Source organism: Terriglobia bacterium, assembly GCA_020072565.1.
GTDB lineage: Bacteria > Acidobacteriota > UBA6911 > UBA6911 > UBA6911 > JAFNAG01.
Map to the genome: position 1 here is coordinate 1 of JAIQGI010000016.1, position 14,400 is coordinate 14,400.

General features: G+C 60.6%; 11 protein-coding genes. 4 read left to right on the forward strand and 7 right to left on the reverse strand.

Going from position 1 to position 14,400, the window contains the following annotated elements:
- Positions 1-138: 138 nt before the first annotated feature.
- Together LAP85_11310 and LAP85_11315 are read left to right on the forward strand one after the other, a co-directional pair.
- The gene (locus tag LAP85_11310) at positions 139-633 is read left to right on the forward strand and encodes a hypothetical protein (GenBank protein ID MBZ5496980.1); all 495 of its coding nucleotides are present in this window, start codon (positions 139-141) and stop codon (positions 631-633) included.
- 23 nt (positions 634-656) lie between these two features.
- Entirely contained in the window at positions 657-1,490 is an 834-nt protein-coding gene (locus LAP85_11315) for a VWA domain-containing protein (GenBank protein MBZ5496981.1), read from the forward strand.
- A gap of 47 nt (positions 1,491-1,537) precedes the next feature.
- Here LAP85_11315 and LAP85_11320 read toward each other — a convergent pair whose 3' ends face one another.
- The 3 genes from LAP85_11320 to LAP85_11330 all read right to left on the reverse strand — a co-directional run bounded on the left by LAP85_11320 (position 1,538) and on the right by LAP85_11330 (position 4,628).
- Entirely contained in the window at positions 1,538-2,167 is a 630-nt protein-coding gene (locus LAP85_11320; GenBank protein MBZ5496982.1) for a LysE family translocator, read from the reverse strand.
- Between the two features lie 29 nt (positions 2,168-2,196).
- Entirely contained in the window at positions 2,197-3,261 is a 1,065-nt protein-coding gene (locus LAP85_11325) for a succinylglutamate desuccinylase/aspartoacylase family protein (GenBank protein MBZ5496983.1), read from the reverse strand.
- Positions 3,262-3,503: 242 nt separating this feature from the next.
- Complete coding sequence (locus LAP85_11330) at positions 3,504-4,628, reverse strand: PilT/PilU family type 4a pilus ATPase (GenBank protein MBZ5496984.1); 1,125 nt, start codon at positions 4,626-4,628, stop codon at positions 3,504-3,506.
- A gap of 107 nt (positions 4,629-4,735) precedes the next feature.
- Here LAP85_11330 and LAP85_11335 point away from each other — a divergent pair, with 107 nt between their 5' ends.
- Positions 4,736-6,082, forward strand: a complete 1,347-nt coding sequence (locus LAP85_11335) for a hypothetical protein (GenBank protein ID MBZ5496985.1) — start codon at positions 4,736-4,738, stop codon at positions 6,080-6,082.
- Positions 6,083-6,127: 45 nt separating this feature from the next.
- Here LAP85_11335 and LAP85_11340 read toward each other — a convergent pair whose 3' ends face one another.
- The 4 genes from LAP85_11340 to LAP85_11355 all read right to left on the reverse strand — a co-directional run bounded on the left by LAP85_11340 (position 6,128) and on the right by LAP85_11355 (position 13,599).
- Entirely contained in the window at positions 6,128-9,346 is a 3,219-nt protein-coding gene (locus tag LAP85_11340; GenBank protein MBZ5496986.1) for a protein kinase, read from the reverse strand.
- Positions 9,347-9,694: 348 nt separating this feature from the next.
- Positions 9,695-10,369, reverse strand: coding sequence for a sulfoxide reductase heme-binding subunit YedZ (locus LAP85_11345; protein MBZ5496987.1), 675 nt, complete (start codon positions 10,367-10,369; stop codon positions 9,695-9,697).
- On the reverse strand, positions 10,369-11,334 hold the full coding sequence (gene msrP / locus LAP85_11350; protein MBZ5496988.1) for a protein-methionine-sulfoxide reductase catalytic subunit MsrP: 966 nt from the start codon (positions 11,332-11,334) through the stop codon (positions 10,369-10,371). The genes LAP85_11345 and msrP overlap by 1 nt, the downstream gene beginning before the upstream one ends.
- Before the next feature lie 177 nt (positions 11,335-11,511).
- Positions 11,512-13,599, reverse strand: coding sequence for a peptidase M6 (locus tag LAP85_11355; GenBank protein ID MBZ5496989.1), 2,088 nt, complete (start codon positions 13,597-13,599; stop codon positions 11,512-11,514).
- Between the two features lie 273 nt (positions 13,600-13,872).
- Here LAP85_11355 and LAP85_11360 point away from each other — a divergent pair, with 273 nt between their 5' ends.
- On the forward strand, positions 13,873-14,391 hold the full coding sequence (locus LAP85_11360) for a sigma-70 family RNA polymerase sigma factor (protein ID MBZ5496990.1): 519 nt from the start codon (positions 13,873-13,875) through the stop codon (positions 14,389-14,391).
- The last annotated feature ends 9 nt before the right edge of the window (positions 14,392-14,400 follow it).

Below are 14,400 nucleotides of genomic sequence, written 5' to 3' on the forward strand. Positions count from 1 at the left end.
ACGACCAGGGATTCAAGATCACCGCACCGACCAAGCCTTGAGCCGGCTGTGAGCCGGGGATTCCTCGGGCGGCTTCAGCCGCAACCTCGACTTTCAGTCGAAAAGGAACCTACCGGCTTCAGCCGGTAGTGGTTTAGCATGGGCTCTGAGGAATCGGAGTTGCGGCTGGCCCAGCGGTTCCTGGAGCAGGCGGTCGCAGCAGATTCCGGGCTGGCCGAGGCGCTTCTGCGGCTCGGGCGCGTGACCGGACTGCTCGGCGACCACGACAGGGCCGTCACGGCGCTGTCGAAGGCGGCTGCGGCCATGACCGATCTGCAGCTCCTCTATTACGCCGCGATGTTTCTCGGCCGCGAGCAGGAGGCGCGGGGTCGCCGCGACGCAGCCCGTGAAGAGTTCGAGCGTGCCGCAGGACTTTATCCGGCCGCGCAGTCGCCGTTGCTCGCGCTCAGCCACCTCGCCAGCCGTGAGGGGGATCCTCCCCGCGCTCTGGTCGCCATGGAAAGGGCTCTCACATTGCCGATCAAGGAACTCGAGTGCTTTGATCCATGGTGGACTTATGACGTCGCGCACGTTCGTAACGCGGAGGCGCTCATGATCGAGATGCGCAAGGCGTTCGGAGGGCTCCCCCGATGACGCGTCCCCGGCCCGCGGTACTCATGATTCTTGCTGTTGCCGGGGCGATGTCCGCAGCCGCGCAGCTCCCCACGTTTTCGGTCAGGACGGAAGAGGTTCGGGTTGATGTGCTCGTGACCGACCACGGCAAGCCGGTGCGCGGGCTGACGTCGGCGGATTTCGAAGTGCGCGACAGCGGCGTGCGGCAGCAAATCGAGTTCGCGAGCTTCGAGCAGATTCCCATCAACGCGATCCTGGCGTTTGACCTCAGCGGCAGCGTGGCCGGCGAGCGGCTCGACCATTTGAGAGGTGCGGGCCGTGCGCTCCTCGACAATTTGAAGAAGGACGACCGAGCGGCGCTCGTGATCTTCAGCCATATCCTGGCGCTGGGTTCGGGGCTCACGACCGACCTCGGGCGCGTAAGGCTGGCGCTCGATCAGGCGCAGCCGTTCGGCAATACGTCGGTGATCGATGCGAGCTATGCCGGACTGATCGTTGGCGAGTCGGATGCCGGACGCCCGTTGCTCATCGTGTTCAGCGACGGCCTCGACACTTCCAGCTGGCTGACTAGCGACGAGGTGCTCGACACGGCCAAGCGCGGTCATGCGGTTGTCTATTCGGTGTCGGCAGGCCAGCTGCCGAACATGACCTTTCTGCGCGATCTGAGCAAATTCACGGGCGGTTCCGTCTTCGAAGTCGAATCGACAAAGAATCTCGGCGCGGTTTTTCTCGGCATCCTCGAAGAATTCCGCCAGCGCTATCTGGTGACCTACGAGCCCCGCGGCGTCCCGAAGGATGGCTGGCACCGGATCGAAGTGCGCGTCAAGGGCCGCAACTTCACGGTGAAGGCGCGCCCCGGCTACCTCAAAGGTCTGTGAGCGGACTGTCGCATTATGAAAACACGAAATACACGACGCACGAACAATCATTTGAGGATCAGCTTCACGCCCAGAATCACCAGCACGGAGCCGGTCACCCATTCCATGGTCCGGCGCACCTGCGGACGCGCCAGGCGCTCGCTCAGCGTTCCGACGGCCATCGCGTAGGCCGAGAGCCACACGATGCTCATGCAAACGTGCGTCGCGGCAAGCAGCAGGAAACGACGGAGGAAAGGATCGGACCTGCCGATGAATTGCGGCAGGAGAAGCATGTAAAAGAGAATCACTGACGGGTTCAGCAGGTTCGTCAGAATTCCGCGCACGACCGCCGAGGATTGCCTTCCGGCCGGCGGCTTCGCCGGGCCGCGCACGTCACCGCCCTGCGTCCGGCTTGCCTGCCACAAGGTGCGCGCTCCCAGCCAGGTGAGATAAACTGCGCCGCAGACGCTGACGGCGCGAAGCAGCGAGGGCCATTGGTGAAAAACTGCAGAAAGACCAAACATTGAGGCCAGTGCCAACGAGGAGTTGGCGACGTTCACGCCTATCACCGTCAGGAGGGCGGCGCCGCGGCCCCGGCGGAGGGCCATCTCAGTTACGACGGCCATCGTGGCTCCCGGGCTGATTACGAGCGCCGCCGCCACGATCACGAACGCATTGTAACCGGCATCGAACATCATAGGGCTTGTGTCACAGGACCCCGCTCAATTCATTTGGACGCGCCCACGACGCCGATGTTGGCGATGGTCTCCCCCTTGGTCATCGAAGGAACGGCCCGGATGAACAGAACGATCCCCGCTGCCGGAGCCCGCGCTTCAAGGATCTTGTTGCCGACGTAATCGGTCAGATAGCCCACCGCCATTCCTTCCGCCACGTAGGTTCCGCGCCGGACCAGGGGATAGAAGATGCCGTTTCTTTCACTCGCAATCGTGTGAATTTTCTCGATCCAGACCGGATGCTCGACGCGCTCGGGCTGTCCCGGAAGCATCTTGAAATAGCGCATCACACTGAGGCACCCTCGTGCGAGCGCCTCGACATCCTCCGGTTCGACCGTGCCCGCGTGCCCGGCCTCGGCCGTGATCGAGGGTTTCCCGCGCGTGGTCGCAGTGTTTTCCAGGTAGCGGGATGCTGCGGGGTCCTTCGGGCGGTCTGTGGAAATGATGATGTGGTCAAGGCCGAAGGCGAGAACCATCTCACGCGAAATCGCGTCCTGCTTGTCATTGCCCGTCTTCGTCCAATAGCTGTAGGGACGAAGGCTCTCGTCGAGATCGCCGCCGTGGAGATCGATCAGGTGATCGCATTTCTCCACCACCTCCCTGGTTATAAAGTAGGAAGCGCGGTCCGTCTGGGTTCCGTTCCTGTCCCCCGGATACATACGGTTCATGCTCTTGCCGTCCACGGGATTGACATGGGGGACCTTCTGCTCGAATGAGTTAATGTTGACCAGCGGCAACAGGATTACCGTTCCTGCCACGGATGCAGGATCGATTCTCTCGATCAGGCGTTCCACCGCGATGATCGAGGCGTACTCGGTTCCGTGCAGACCGGAAACAATGGCGAGCACAGGCCCAGGCTTTGCGCCGTGGATCACCGCGACCGGGATGTTCAGCGCGGCATCGCTTCCTGCGGGAACCTCGATTGCGCCCGTTGCCTTGTGTCCGCGCTGTGCCGCTGCGGTTCCTACCGCAAAGGGCTTTTCCTGAGGCGCACGAAAGGCCGTGCCGGCAAAAATCGAACACCAGATCACCAAACCGACCGTTATTCTGCTTCGCATCGCAGTGCTCCTCCTCTATCTGGATTTCGAGAATTTGCATCTATCAAACCACAAAGACCCGGCGGACACAAAATTATTGTGGCACTGCTGCCGGCAGCCGGGGCGCTCCGCGTCTGTAAGACTGTTGGGAGAGTATTTGTGAAAAGCAAGAGATTAGCGCAGAGGGAGCAGAGAGTTTGGAAATGAGGCCATCGACGCCCTGCATCCTCTGGGTGAGCTGTTGAGGATCGGGGCAACTATCCCTATTGGAACTGAAGATTGCGCTCGAAGTCCGCCGCTGAAGTTGCCGCTGCCTTGGCCGTCTCCAGGGTGATTTTCTCCGAGCGATAAAGGTCGGTCAGGTGCTGGTCGAACGTCTGCATGCGGTACAGATCGCGGCCCTTCTCGATGAATTCCTTGATCATCGCAGTCTTGGACGGCTCGGCTATGCACTCCTGGATCGATTGGGTCTGGCGCATGATCTCGCAGGCAACCAGACGGCCCGTGCCGTCGGCCCGCCGCAGCAGGCGCTGGGAGAGGATGGCCAGCAGCGTCTCGCTCAATCTCAGGCGGACCGAAGCTTGCTCAGCCGGGTCGAAGACGCTGAGGATGCGCGAAATGGTCTTGGGCGCATCCGTAGTATGGACCGTGGACAGAACCAGATGTCCGGTTTCCGCAGCCTTGATCGCGATATCGATCGTCTCTTTATCGCGCATCTCCCCGACGAGAATGATGTCCGGATCCTGCCGCAAGGCGGCCCGCAGTGCTTTAGCGAAGCTCTCGGTGTCGGAACCGCATTCGCGCTGCGTGACGGTGCACATCTCGTCCTTATAGAGGAACTCGATCGGATCCTCAATCGTAACGATCTTGCAGTGCTTCGTCTTGTTGACCAGGTTGATCATGGCCGCCAGGGTGGTGGACTTGCCGCTGCCGGTGACTCCGGTTACGAGCACCAATCCGCGATCGGCCATGGCGATGTCGGCTATGACGGGCGGCAGCCCCAACCCTTCAATGGTAGGGAGATTGTAAGGGATGTGGCGCAGCACCAGCGACAAAGAGCGCCGCTGACTCGCAATGTTGACGCGATATCGCCCGAGGGTCGGAACCGAGTAGGAGCAGTCGCAGTCGGTGAGCCCGTCGATGAATTGAGCGAGGTTGTCCTTGGTGCATCTGCGGTTCACGAGCAGGATGCCCGCGGCGACGGCGGCAATGTCGTTCGCCGAGAGCGGCCCGCCATCCGACGCGGTAACCAGCTTTCCTTGAATCCGGATGCGAAATCCGCTGCCGACTGAGATGTGGAGATCGCTGGCCCCTTGCTCGGCCATGGTTCTCAGGATTTGATTGAAGCGTTCGAATGCACTGGGCAGAGTCTTGGTTGCAGTTTGCATAGTCCACATTGTTATCGTCAATTCGCTGCCAGAGTTTACGAGATGAGGCCGTGTCTTCGAATTCTGGTATTCTAATAGTTGCTTATTCCACCGTCGGGCGGAGATCCATGATGGAACAGAAAGCACGTCACCTTGTGTTGGTCGCGGGAGGCGCCGTCGCCGGGGCTGAGGCGGCATCCCAACTCGCCCAGAGGAGCGTGCTCTGTATCGTCCTGGAACAGAACGACCATCCTTATGGAAAGATCGAGGACGGGCTGCCGCGCTGGCACGAAAAACTGCGGCGGCAGGAAAAGGAAAGGATTGACGGCAAGCTGGCTCACCCGGGGATTTACTTTGTCCCCCGCACGAAACTGGGACGGGATCTTGCGCTCGAGGAAGTGCTGGGATGGCGCCCGAGCGCGGTGATCCTTGCCAATGGCGCCTGGCGTGATCGCCCCCTGCCTCTACCCGGCATCGATCAATTTGTCGGGCAGGGCTTTTTCTACCAGAACGCTTTTGTGCATTGGTTCAACCACTACCCGGAGCCGGGCTATCGCGGTCCCCAGGTGGAGCCGGCGGATGGCGCGATCGTGGTCGGCGGCGGCCTGGCTTCCCTGGACGTGGTCAAGATCCTCATGCTCGAAACCGTCACCCGCGCCCTGGCAGCGCGCGGCCACCCTGTCGACCTCTACGAACTCGAGCAGCGCGGTATCCACAAGGTCCTTGCGGAACGGCACATGACGCTCGCCGATCTCGGTCTCGAGGGTTGCACGCTCATCTACCGGCGCCGCGCCGAGGATATGCCCGTGGCCGAGTCCAGGGAGAACGCCACGGCGCAACAAAGGGAGCAGACGCGCGCCACACGAAGCAAGCTCCTGCGGATCTTTATGGAGAAGTATCTGTTCACCTTTCAGGACCAGCAAGTGCCTGTGGCGTACCTGACAGAAGCAAGCCGCCTCGCCGGCCTCCGTCTGGCAGCCACCATGGTCGAGGATGGCGCGGTTCTGATCCGCCGGGAAACAGAGCGCGCAGTTCCTGCAGCGCTGGTCGTGAGTTCCATCGGCAGCACTCCGGAGCCGATCCCGGGAATTCCGATGAGCGGCGAACTCTATCGATTGAGCGACGAGCGCACCGGCGAGTTAGAGGGGATGACGGGAGTCTTCGCCGTCGGGAACGCCGTCACCGGCAAGGGGAATATCCTTGTTTCTGCCAGGCACGGCCGGGTGGTGTCGCAGCATATGCTCGAGCACTACCTGCTGGGTACAGGAAGCGGCTACGAAGAGGTGCTCGCGGATGCCGCGGCCGAGGCCAGGGCCAAGGTGGATGCTGTCGCGGAGCGCCTTGCGGTACAGGCCCCGCTTCCCGGTGAGCACGTGGACGCAATTCTGGCGCGCGTGCAGGCGCTGCAGCAGCGCGCGGGGTATCCTGGAGATTACCGCACGTGGATCGAACAGGCCCAGACGGGGCATGCCTGACAACCGCGAGGCCGACGTTGGTTCCGAATCGTGCGTTGCCGCCCGCTACTTGTCGAGGGCGGTCAAGTCATCCCACAGTTTCTTGAGGGTCTGTGCGACCCCGGCATCCGCCAGCCTGAACGCGGAAAACTCTTTGCTGTCTGCCGTGTGCAGCAGCACCGCCGTCTTATCCTCCACCCTTAGCTTAAAATCCTTAAAGGGAACACTGAAGCCGTGGGACCCTGTGGTTGGCTGATAAACGATGTGGTAATAGTCCAGAATCAAATCGCCCTTGCAGCTGCCTCGAAAGAGACCGTGGCTGTGCTCGACCGCGAAGCGATGCGCCTGCTGCCTGGCCTTGCTCTTTCTCATCAGCTCCCGATCCGATTCAACCATCGGCCGCAGAATCTGGCCGGCAACGTCATAGACCATGGAAATGCTCTGGCCATTCGGGAATTCATGGATCAGCACGACCTCACGTCCGGCACTGTTTCTGGCCAGGAGCTTATGCCGGCCGGCGCTTAGGGCGTGATTGATGAGTTCGCCGCCGGTTCCGACAGGTTGATCGTCGAGCAAGAGGGCTGAGGGCTCGGCGAGAGCGTACATGGTCAGGGAAGCACTGCCCGGGGCCGGGGGCGTTTCCGCCCGCTTTCGAAGGGCGGGCAGATCGGGATCTGCGGGATTGATGCGTTCCAGTCTGTCGAGTGCCGCCCGCGCTTCAGCATACTTACCCCCTTCGAGGGCGCTCTGGTACGCTTTGAGACTGCGTTGCACCTCGATAGTCGAGCTCCGGAGTTCCTGTGCCCGGGGTAGCTCGGGATCCTGTGCCAGTCGCTCCTCGACTGCCGCGAGCGCCTCGTCATACTTTCCCTGCCGATAAAGTTCATCGGTGCGCCGAATCAGGGCCTCGGACTCGTTCTGCCTCTGTGCCGCAAGTTGCTCCTCCTGCTGGCGGGTCGTGCTCGCGGCCAGCTCCGCCTTCTTAGCCTCCAGGCGTCTGCGCAGATTTGCCACTTCCACCAGTCCCGGCTGCATTTGGTCAGCCTTGTCGAGATCAGACATCGCTCTCGGCAGTTTGCCGGTATTGATCGCGGATGCGGCGCTGGCGAGCAGCTTCTGCACCGTTTGCTGCTGGTTATCCTGATCTCTGGACGAACTATTCTTCGGCGGACTGGTTGCGGCCTCGATCTGGTCGAGTTCCTGCTGCGCCGGCAGGTACGTTGGATAGATTTCGATGAGGCGTTTCAGAAATACCTTGCTTTCACCGAGGCGTCCGATGGAACGGAGGATCTGCGCCTCCTGCAGCAGAATGTCCTGGCGCGTGAAATCAAGCCTGCTACGAAGCGCATCCACCGTCCGGTCGGATGATTTGCCGGAGGTTCGTGAGGGCACCATTCCCGTCGCCCGCTGACCAAGAGCGAATATGTTCCTGCCTGCGTTCGATCCGAAGCGATTTCGTACCCACGTTGGAACCGCCACAGCCAGGATCAGCACCAGCACGGCTGCGCTAATCCAGAGAGTTGCCCGCCGCAGGTCCTGTCTAGAAAATCCTCTGGGAACTCCCTCCACTCCTTCAATCGGTAGCCTCGCGCGAGATGCGTGATCTTTGCCCGTCCTGGCGTGTGCGGCCGGCTGCTGCGGCTGCTCACGATCGGTTCCCGGCGTGACTGCAGCCGGCGTCGCTTCCCGCTTTGGCTCGCAAGCCTCTCGCTGCGCACCTGCGGATGCCGTCCCGGCGAGGGCGGTCTCCGGTGATTTCTGCGTCCCGGTCGTCGCCATTGCCTGCCGCCCGGCCAGGAACTTCTCCACCGTCTTTCTGGTGCTATCCTGCCCCTGATCGATCTTCCGCAACAGTTCGGAGACGCTTTCCTTGCGGGTACCACCCATCCTCGGCAATTCTCCGCTCGGATGTCTGGCTACGAAGGACTCGGCTGGCGCCGGTCCACACGATGGCAGAGGCAAGCCCGGCAAGCTCAGGTTTTCATCGCGTGCGGGTGCCGGGGGTTCTGTGGTCTCGGCCTCCGATTTTTCCCGGCTTCCCGCCGCTGCAGCAAACGGAGCAAATCCCGAATCCATCATAGCCGGGAAGTCGGCAGCGCCGCTCTGCAATGGGAGACCCGGAGTGCAAGGGGCGGGTGTGCATGTTTCCTTCGAGTCGGGCACGCCCGCGGATGCTTCAGCGGACATGGTCCCTTCGTCCACAGTGATTGAGTCCTTCCCGGGCGGAGTGTCCGCCGGCTCGGGCAGGGAAGGGAATGTAGCTTCCGAAGAGGTCTCCAGCAGGCGATGTTGTTCTGCCAATGCGGCAACCAGGCGGCTCAGCGACTGATAGTCCGACTTGTCTTCGTTGAACAGAGCGTGCTCCACTTCGCTTTGCAGCTTCGCGAGTGCTGGGGGTGCAGCGTGTTTTCGGGCCGCTTTCTGCAGGCGCGGCAATGTGGTCTGGAGTTCGATGCGCATCCACTGGGAGTCCTCGGCCAGTTCATCGAGGGCCGCCTGGCACGCTGTGCTGAAATCCAGCATGCCCGCATAGCGTTCCTCCGCATCCTTGGCGAGGCATCTCTCCACGATCGGCCACAGGGCGAAGGGCACTTCCGGGAACTGCTCTACCGTAGGAAAGTGCGTTTTGTACAGGATGTTATCGAGCGTCTTGCTGCTGTCACTGTCATAAAATGGGTGAGTTCCCGTCAGAAACTCATAAAAAATGAGGCCAAGGGAAAAAACATCCGATTGGCAGGTCGCTTCCTTGCCCAGCAACTGCTCCGGCGCCAGGTAGATCCTGGATTCAGACTGGGCTGAAACGGGAGCGCCGGGTGATGAGAGCAGGCCACCGACGCCGAAGTCCGCAATCTTGGCCCTTCCATCAGGCAGTATTTCTATGCTGTGTGGCTGGAGGTTCCGGTGCAGCACTCCCAGTGAATGGGCATGGCACAGGCCAGCCGCCGCCTGGATCATGATGGCGAACTTCTGCTCCACCGTCATGGCGGCTTTTTCAGCAATCAACATCTTCAGATTCCTGCCCGGCAACAACTCCGTCACCACATAAGCGATGTTCTGTTCCTGGCCCTGTTCATAGACAGCAGCGAGGTTGGGATGCCTCTGACCGATCAGGACACGGCACTCATCGCAGAAGCGCTTTTTCAGTGCCGGATCCCATTCGATATCGCTGCCCAGTGTGCGGAGGGTAACGTAGCGCATACGCGAGCCGTCGAAGGCTTTGTACACCGCCCCCATGGGCACGTCACTCAACTTCTCCAGGGGTCCGTACTTCCCCAATGTTTCCATAGTGTTAGCGTCCTTCAGAGAATCAGAATGGGATGCTGAACGAATAACGGGCCGGGGCCACCAGCATCTGCCGACATTTTCAGTACTGCATATGTCTTATCGGCATTCCTGGCAGGAGTTCAGCTGGAATTTTGAATCTCGCAGGTACGATCCCTTTGACGCTCTATGGCTTGAGCCGGGTTTGCCGGGGGCGGCTTTTCTCCCACAGCTTGGCGAAACACAGGGAGACGTAGATTGACTGGTAGAGGTGGACGAGCAATCCTCACCCTGTGCGCTGAAATTTTCAGGATGCGGCTTCGCTTTCAGAGGTCTACATCGCTGCTTATGTATGATCACGCCGCAGGATGACTACGGCATCGGGCTCGCGACTGAACGGCGCCGGTGAAGACGGCCGGCATCGCTGGCTCTTGCCGAATTGTAGCCAGAGTGCAGGCGCACCCCCCAGGCTGCCACACGATACAACAGCAGGAGCGCGAGGACCGCGGCGAAAATGCGGGGGTCCCGGGTATCGGCTTTGACCTTCCACCAGAAATGAATCACGGCAGAAACGGCGCTGATGTAAATCGCACGATGCAGGAGCTGCCATCTCCTGCCGCCCAGTTTTCGTATGGACCATGTCGTGGAGGTGGCTGCAAGCGGAACCAGGAGCAGGAAAGCAAAGAAGCCGGCCGTTATGAAGGGACGCTTGATCACATCCTTCACCATGTCCTGGAAGTCGAAAAATTTGTCCAGCCAGACATAGGTCATGAAGTGCAGGAAACCATATAAAAATGCGAACAATCCAATCAGCCTGCGGAACCTGATCAGCCAGGCCAGGCCGGTGAGCTTTCGCAGCGGTGTGATGCTGAGCGTCGCCAGGAGCAGCACCAGCGTCCACCTCCCCGTGGAGAGAGTAATGAACTCAATCGGATTTGCGCTCAGCCGACCGGTCAGCCCTCTGTAGACCAGCCGTCCCAGCGGCGCGAGGCAGGCTGCCCACACCATGCATTTCAGAGCCAGGATCTTACGTCGCGTCACTGCCATCAGTAGTATCTGCGCAGGTCCATGCCTGAGTAAAGGCCGGCAACCTGATCGCCGTAGCCGTTGAACATGAGTGTGGAACGCTTAAAGAACTCGCCGATGCGGCGCTCCTTCGCCTGGCTCCAACGCGGATGATCCACCTCCGGGTTGACGTTGGCGTAGAAGCCGTATTCCTGAGGGGCCATGATGTTCCAGGTTGTGGGGGGCTGTTTTTCGACGAACCTGATCTTCACGATGGATTTGATGCCCTTGAAGCCGTATTTCCAGGGTATTACCAGACGGATGGGTGCCCCGTCCTGATTCGGCAAAGTCTCACCATAGAGCCCCACGACGAGGAACGTAAGAGGATGCATGGCCTCATCCATACGCAACCCCTCGACGTAAGGCCATTCCAGCACGGAACGCCTTTGCTCCGGCATCTGCTTCGGATCGTAGAGAGTCTCGAAAGCTACAAACCTGGCCTTCGATGCCGGCTCGACCGCCTTGATGACCGAACTGAGCGGAATTCCGATCCAGGGAATGACCATGGACCAGGCTTCGACGCAGCGCAAACGGTAGATGCGCTCCTCGAGGGAAGGATGCATCCTGATGATACTGTCGACGTCATAGGTCCGCGGTTTCTTGACCAGACCTTCGACGGAAACCGTCCACGGAGTGGTTTTGAAGTTGGTCGCGTAACGTGAAGGGTCCTCCTTGTCGGTCCCAAACTCGTAGAAATTGTTATAGGTCGTAATGTCCTGGTAAGGCGTGAGCTTCTCGCCCTGCGTGCTGAGACCGCTCTTGATGTATGGCAGCTTAGTCCCGGCGTGAACTACCGTTTGGGGATTCATCAGATTGCGCAGGAACCGGCCGGCAACCAGAGCAGTTCCGGCCGCTCCCAGGCCCGCCATGAATTTGCGGCGATTGAGATAGATTTCCTTCGGCGTGATCTCGGAAGACCGAATATCCGGAGCTTTCTTGATCAGCATGGATGAGTCTCCCTGACAGGAATCCCTGGCAAATACAAAATCAAAGTCGGCCGGGTTTATTCCCACCCGCTGTTTATTGCACCCGATAGAAGTATAGGAGTCCGGGGAGAGGTGTACAAGATCAGCTGCTGTTCGGGTCTTTCGTGGTTTGCTGAGGCAGCACTGCCGGTAGCGAAGCTACCGCCTGGCACTCGAAGCTGAAACTGACGAGGTCGCCTTCGCCGTTTTTGTCGGATCGCTCTCCGATACCGCTTTCAGGGTTACCTTGGCGGACGCGGCGCTTCCCGGTGCCCTGGTCAGGTGTACCGGTACTGTCTCCGAATCACCGATCTTCACGGCAGCGAGCGCGTTCGTCAGTTGCGCCGACCAACCCTTACCCTCAACCGAAACCGACAGGCGATAGATGTCGCTGTTCAAGTATGGTGCGGCGTCCTGCGGACGGAGCGACGGATCCGCTGCGGCCGGCGCACCCGTGTTTTTCAGGGTGAAGTTGCAGGTCGTCGGATTGGCCTGGGCACTCGCTCCCGCAAGGGACACACCGCGCGACTGGGGGCCGGACCCGTCGAGCGACCGCACACCGACAGTGTACGACAGGATCCCGTTGGCGTCCTTATGGAGATCGATTATGTAAAAGTGCAACCGGTTGGGCGTGTCCTCCCACTCGTACTGACTGCCGGACTTAAGGCCGGCATGGAAGAGCGCGTCGTTCAGCTGCCGATAGTCGGCGATGGTGCGCATCACGGGCGTACCGTCCGGCCGCTTGAAATCGACCATATGGATATCTTCCGGGTGAGCGTCGATTACCCAGGTGAAGCAGCCGTAGCCGGTCGACTGGTCGGCGCGATTCCGGACTTTGGATATCAGGACGCCATTGTCCGGCGTGAACGAGTCGTAGCCGATCCGCTGGACAACCTCCAGAGAGTAGAAGTTGTAGGTCGGATTGCCTGCGCACAGCGGGTCCTTGTTGATGTCGCAGGGAGGCGTCTTGTCCTGCGGGGCGCTTCCGTCGAACGTGACGGTGATGCCGGCCAAGCCGCCCGGTCCTGGATCCACGGCCCTGGCCGTGACGGTTGCAACCGCCGGTCCTGACTTCGCCAGACCATCCCGGTTGAGCTTGAGAACATTTTCCGGGCGGACGAACTCAAAGCGGATCCTTTCCCGGAGCATGAATCCTGCAGGCATGGCTGCCCCTTCTGCCGCCGGCACGACCCAGCGCCGGTGCGGGCCGCCCGGACCATTGAATGAGCCGCGGTCCATGATATCCCATGGGCCGGAACCCACGCGTCGGTAGGGTGTGACATAGGGATTGTTGTTGTTGTCGCCGGTGCTGAAGGCGACGTGGGCGATCTCATGGGTGATGGTGCCGGAGTTCTCGCCCTGGCGCATCGAAGAGAGCCCCCACTGCATCTGGCCGGATTTCCAGGAAGTCCACGGCACGTAGCGGGTGATGACCCACCGCGGCTTGGTCGTGTCGGGGTTGCCCCATTCGGCGGGAATATCGTTCTGCGACTGGAACTTCATTTCGCCGAATTCCTGCCAGATGCTGGTTTCGTCATATCCGGCGTAGATTCTCAGGATTCTGTCGTACTTTGCCTTGGTGTCGTTGACAGTCATGCCGGTGGCTTGGCGCCAGAGCGCGTCGGCATCGGTCTCGAGGTCGCCGTTGCAGGTGAATCCGGTCGGGCAGCCGCTCTGCTGCTTGTACTCGTTGAGGCCGTACTGGAACAGGTTCTTGGGCATCCGGTACGGGCCGAACGCGTCCATCTTGGGAATGCCGATCTTCCCGTGCGACTGCTCCATCCAGTATCCGTTGATCGTGTGCCCGTGATTGAGCGCATTGGGCTTGTTCCAGAAGTCGGCGTAGAACTGCGGCACGTCCTCGCGCCGCACCGGATCGATTTGCGGATTGCCGAAGAGATCCGACCGCTTTGGCAGGGTGATCACAAACGGCTGATCGGGGAAATCGACCGCTACGAGTGCGATGCGAAGCTGCCGGCCAGGCACGAGCGAAGGGTCGGCCCAGTCCTTGCCCGGGATGGGGTGGTAGTCGGCCCACGTCATATCCTGCTGGTCTTGACATTTCTGCGGGTCGATCGGCTCCTGCGCGGGAGACTGGCTTCCGCCCGTTCCGGTCTGGGCCGTCGGGCTCTGAGTCGGGATCGCCCTCCCGGCACATGCCGTGGCGGCCAGGAGAATGAACGAGAGACACAGAAACGAAAAGCCCCGGGTGATTGTGACCCGTCTGGGGACTGAATGTTTTTTCATAAATGGCCCTGTATCAAATTTTTTATTCCGATCTTTGGCTGCCAAATCCGGGCGATTGTATCAGAATTGTCGCCAACGTAGGTCAAAAACGGGCGGGACCGAACAAGGACAACCCCAGAGATAGGCGCCGGCGCTTATTGGAGCGCCCGCATTCTCACCGTCTCCGGCTTTTTTCACGTGCCCGATGTTGTCAGTGCACGTTGCCTCCACTTTTTTTCTCCGCCATGTAATAATCAGGGCGCCTGCGCGTATGGGAGGTTGAGGCAACCGGATATGGGAACAGCCAGCCCTTCACTCTACGCGCAGCCCATGGCCATGACTTCGCCAAAGGGATTTGCCGAACTGTACGAACGCCATTATGCCGCGGTTTACCACACCGCCCTCCGCGTCACCGGGAACCCGGCCGACGCCGAGGACGTTCTGCAAACCGTGTTTCTCCGCGTCCTCAACCAGGGCGGACGCCTGGACCCTGCGCAAGTGCCGGAGGCCTACTTCCGGCGTGCAGCCACGAATGCTGCTGTGGACCTGCTGCGCCGCAGAGTTTCGCACCGCGAGGACCAGCTCGACGACCAGGCGGTGCATGCCGCTGCCGAAAGCCCGGCGCTGTTGAAGGAGCGGTTGCGGCGGGCGATCGCCACGCTGGGGGAGGACGATGCGGAGGTGTTCCTGTTGCGCTACGTCGAGGGGCTGTCCAACGGGGAACTGGCCGAGATGTTCGGCCTGGAAAAGAACAACATAGCCGTTCGGCTGCACCGGATCCGGCAAGCATTGCAAGCTGAAATGGAGCGTTAGACAGGAGGT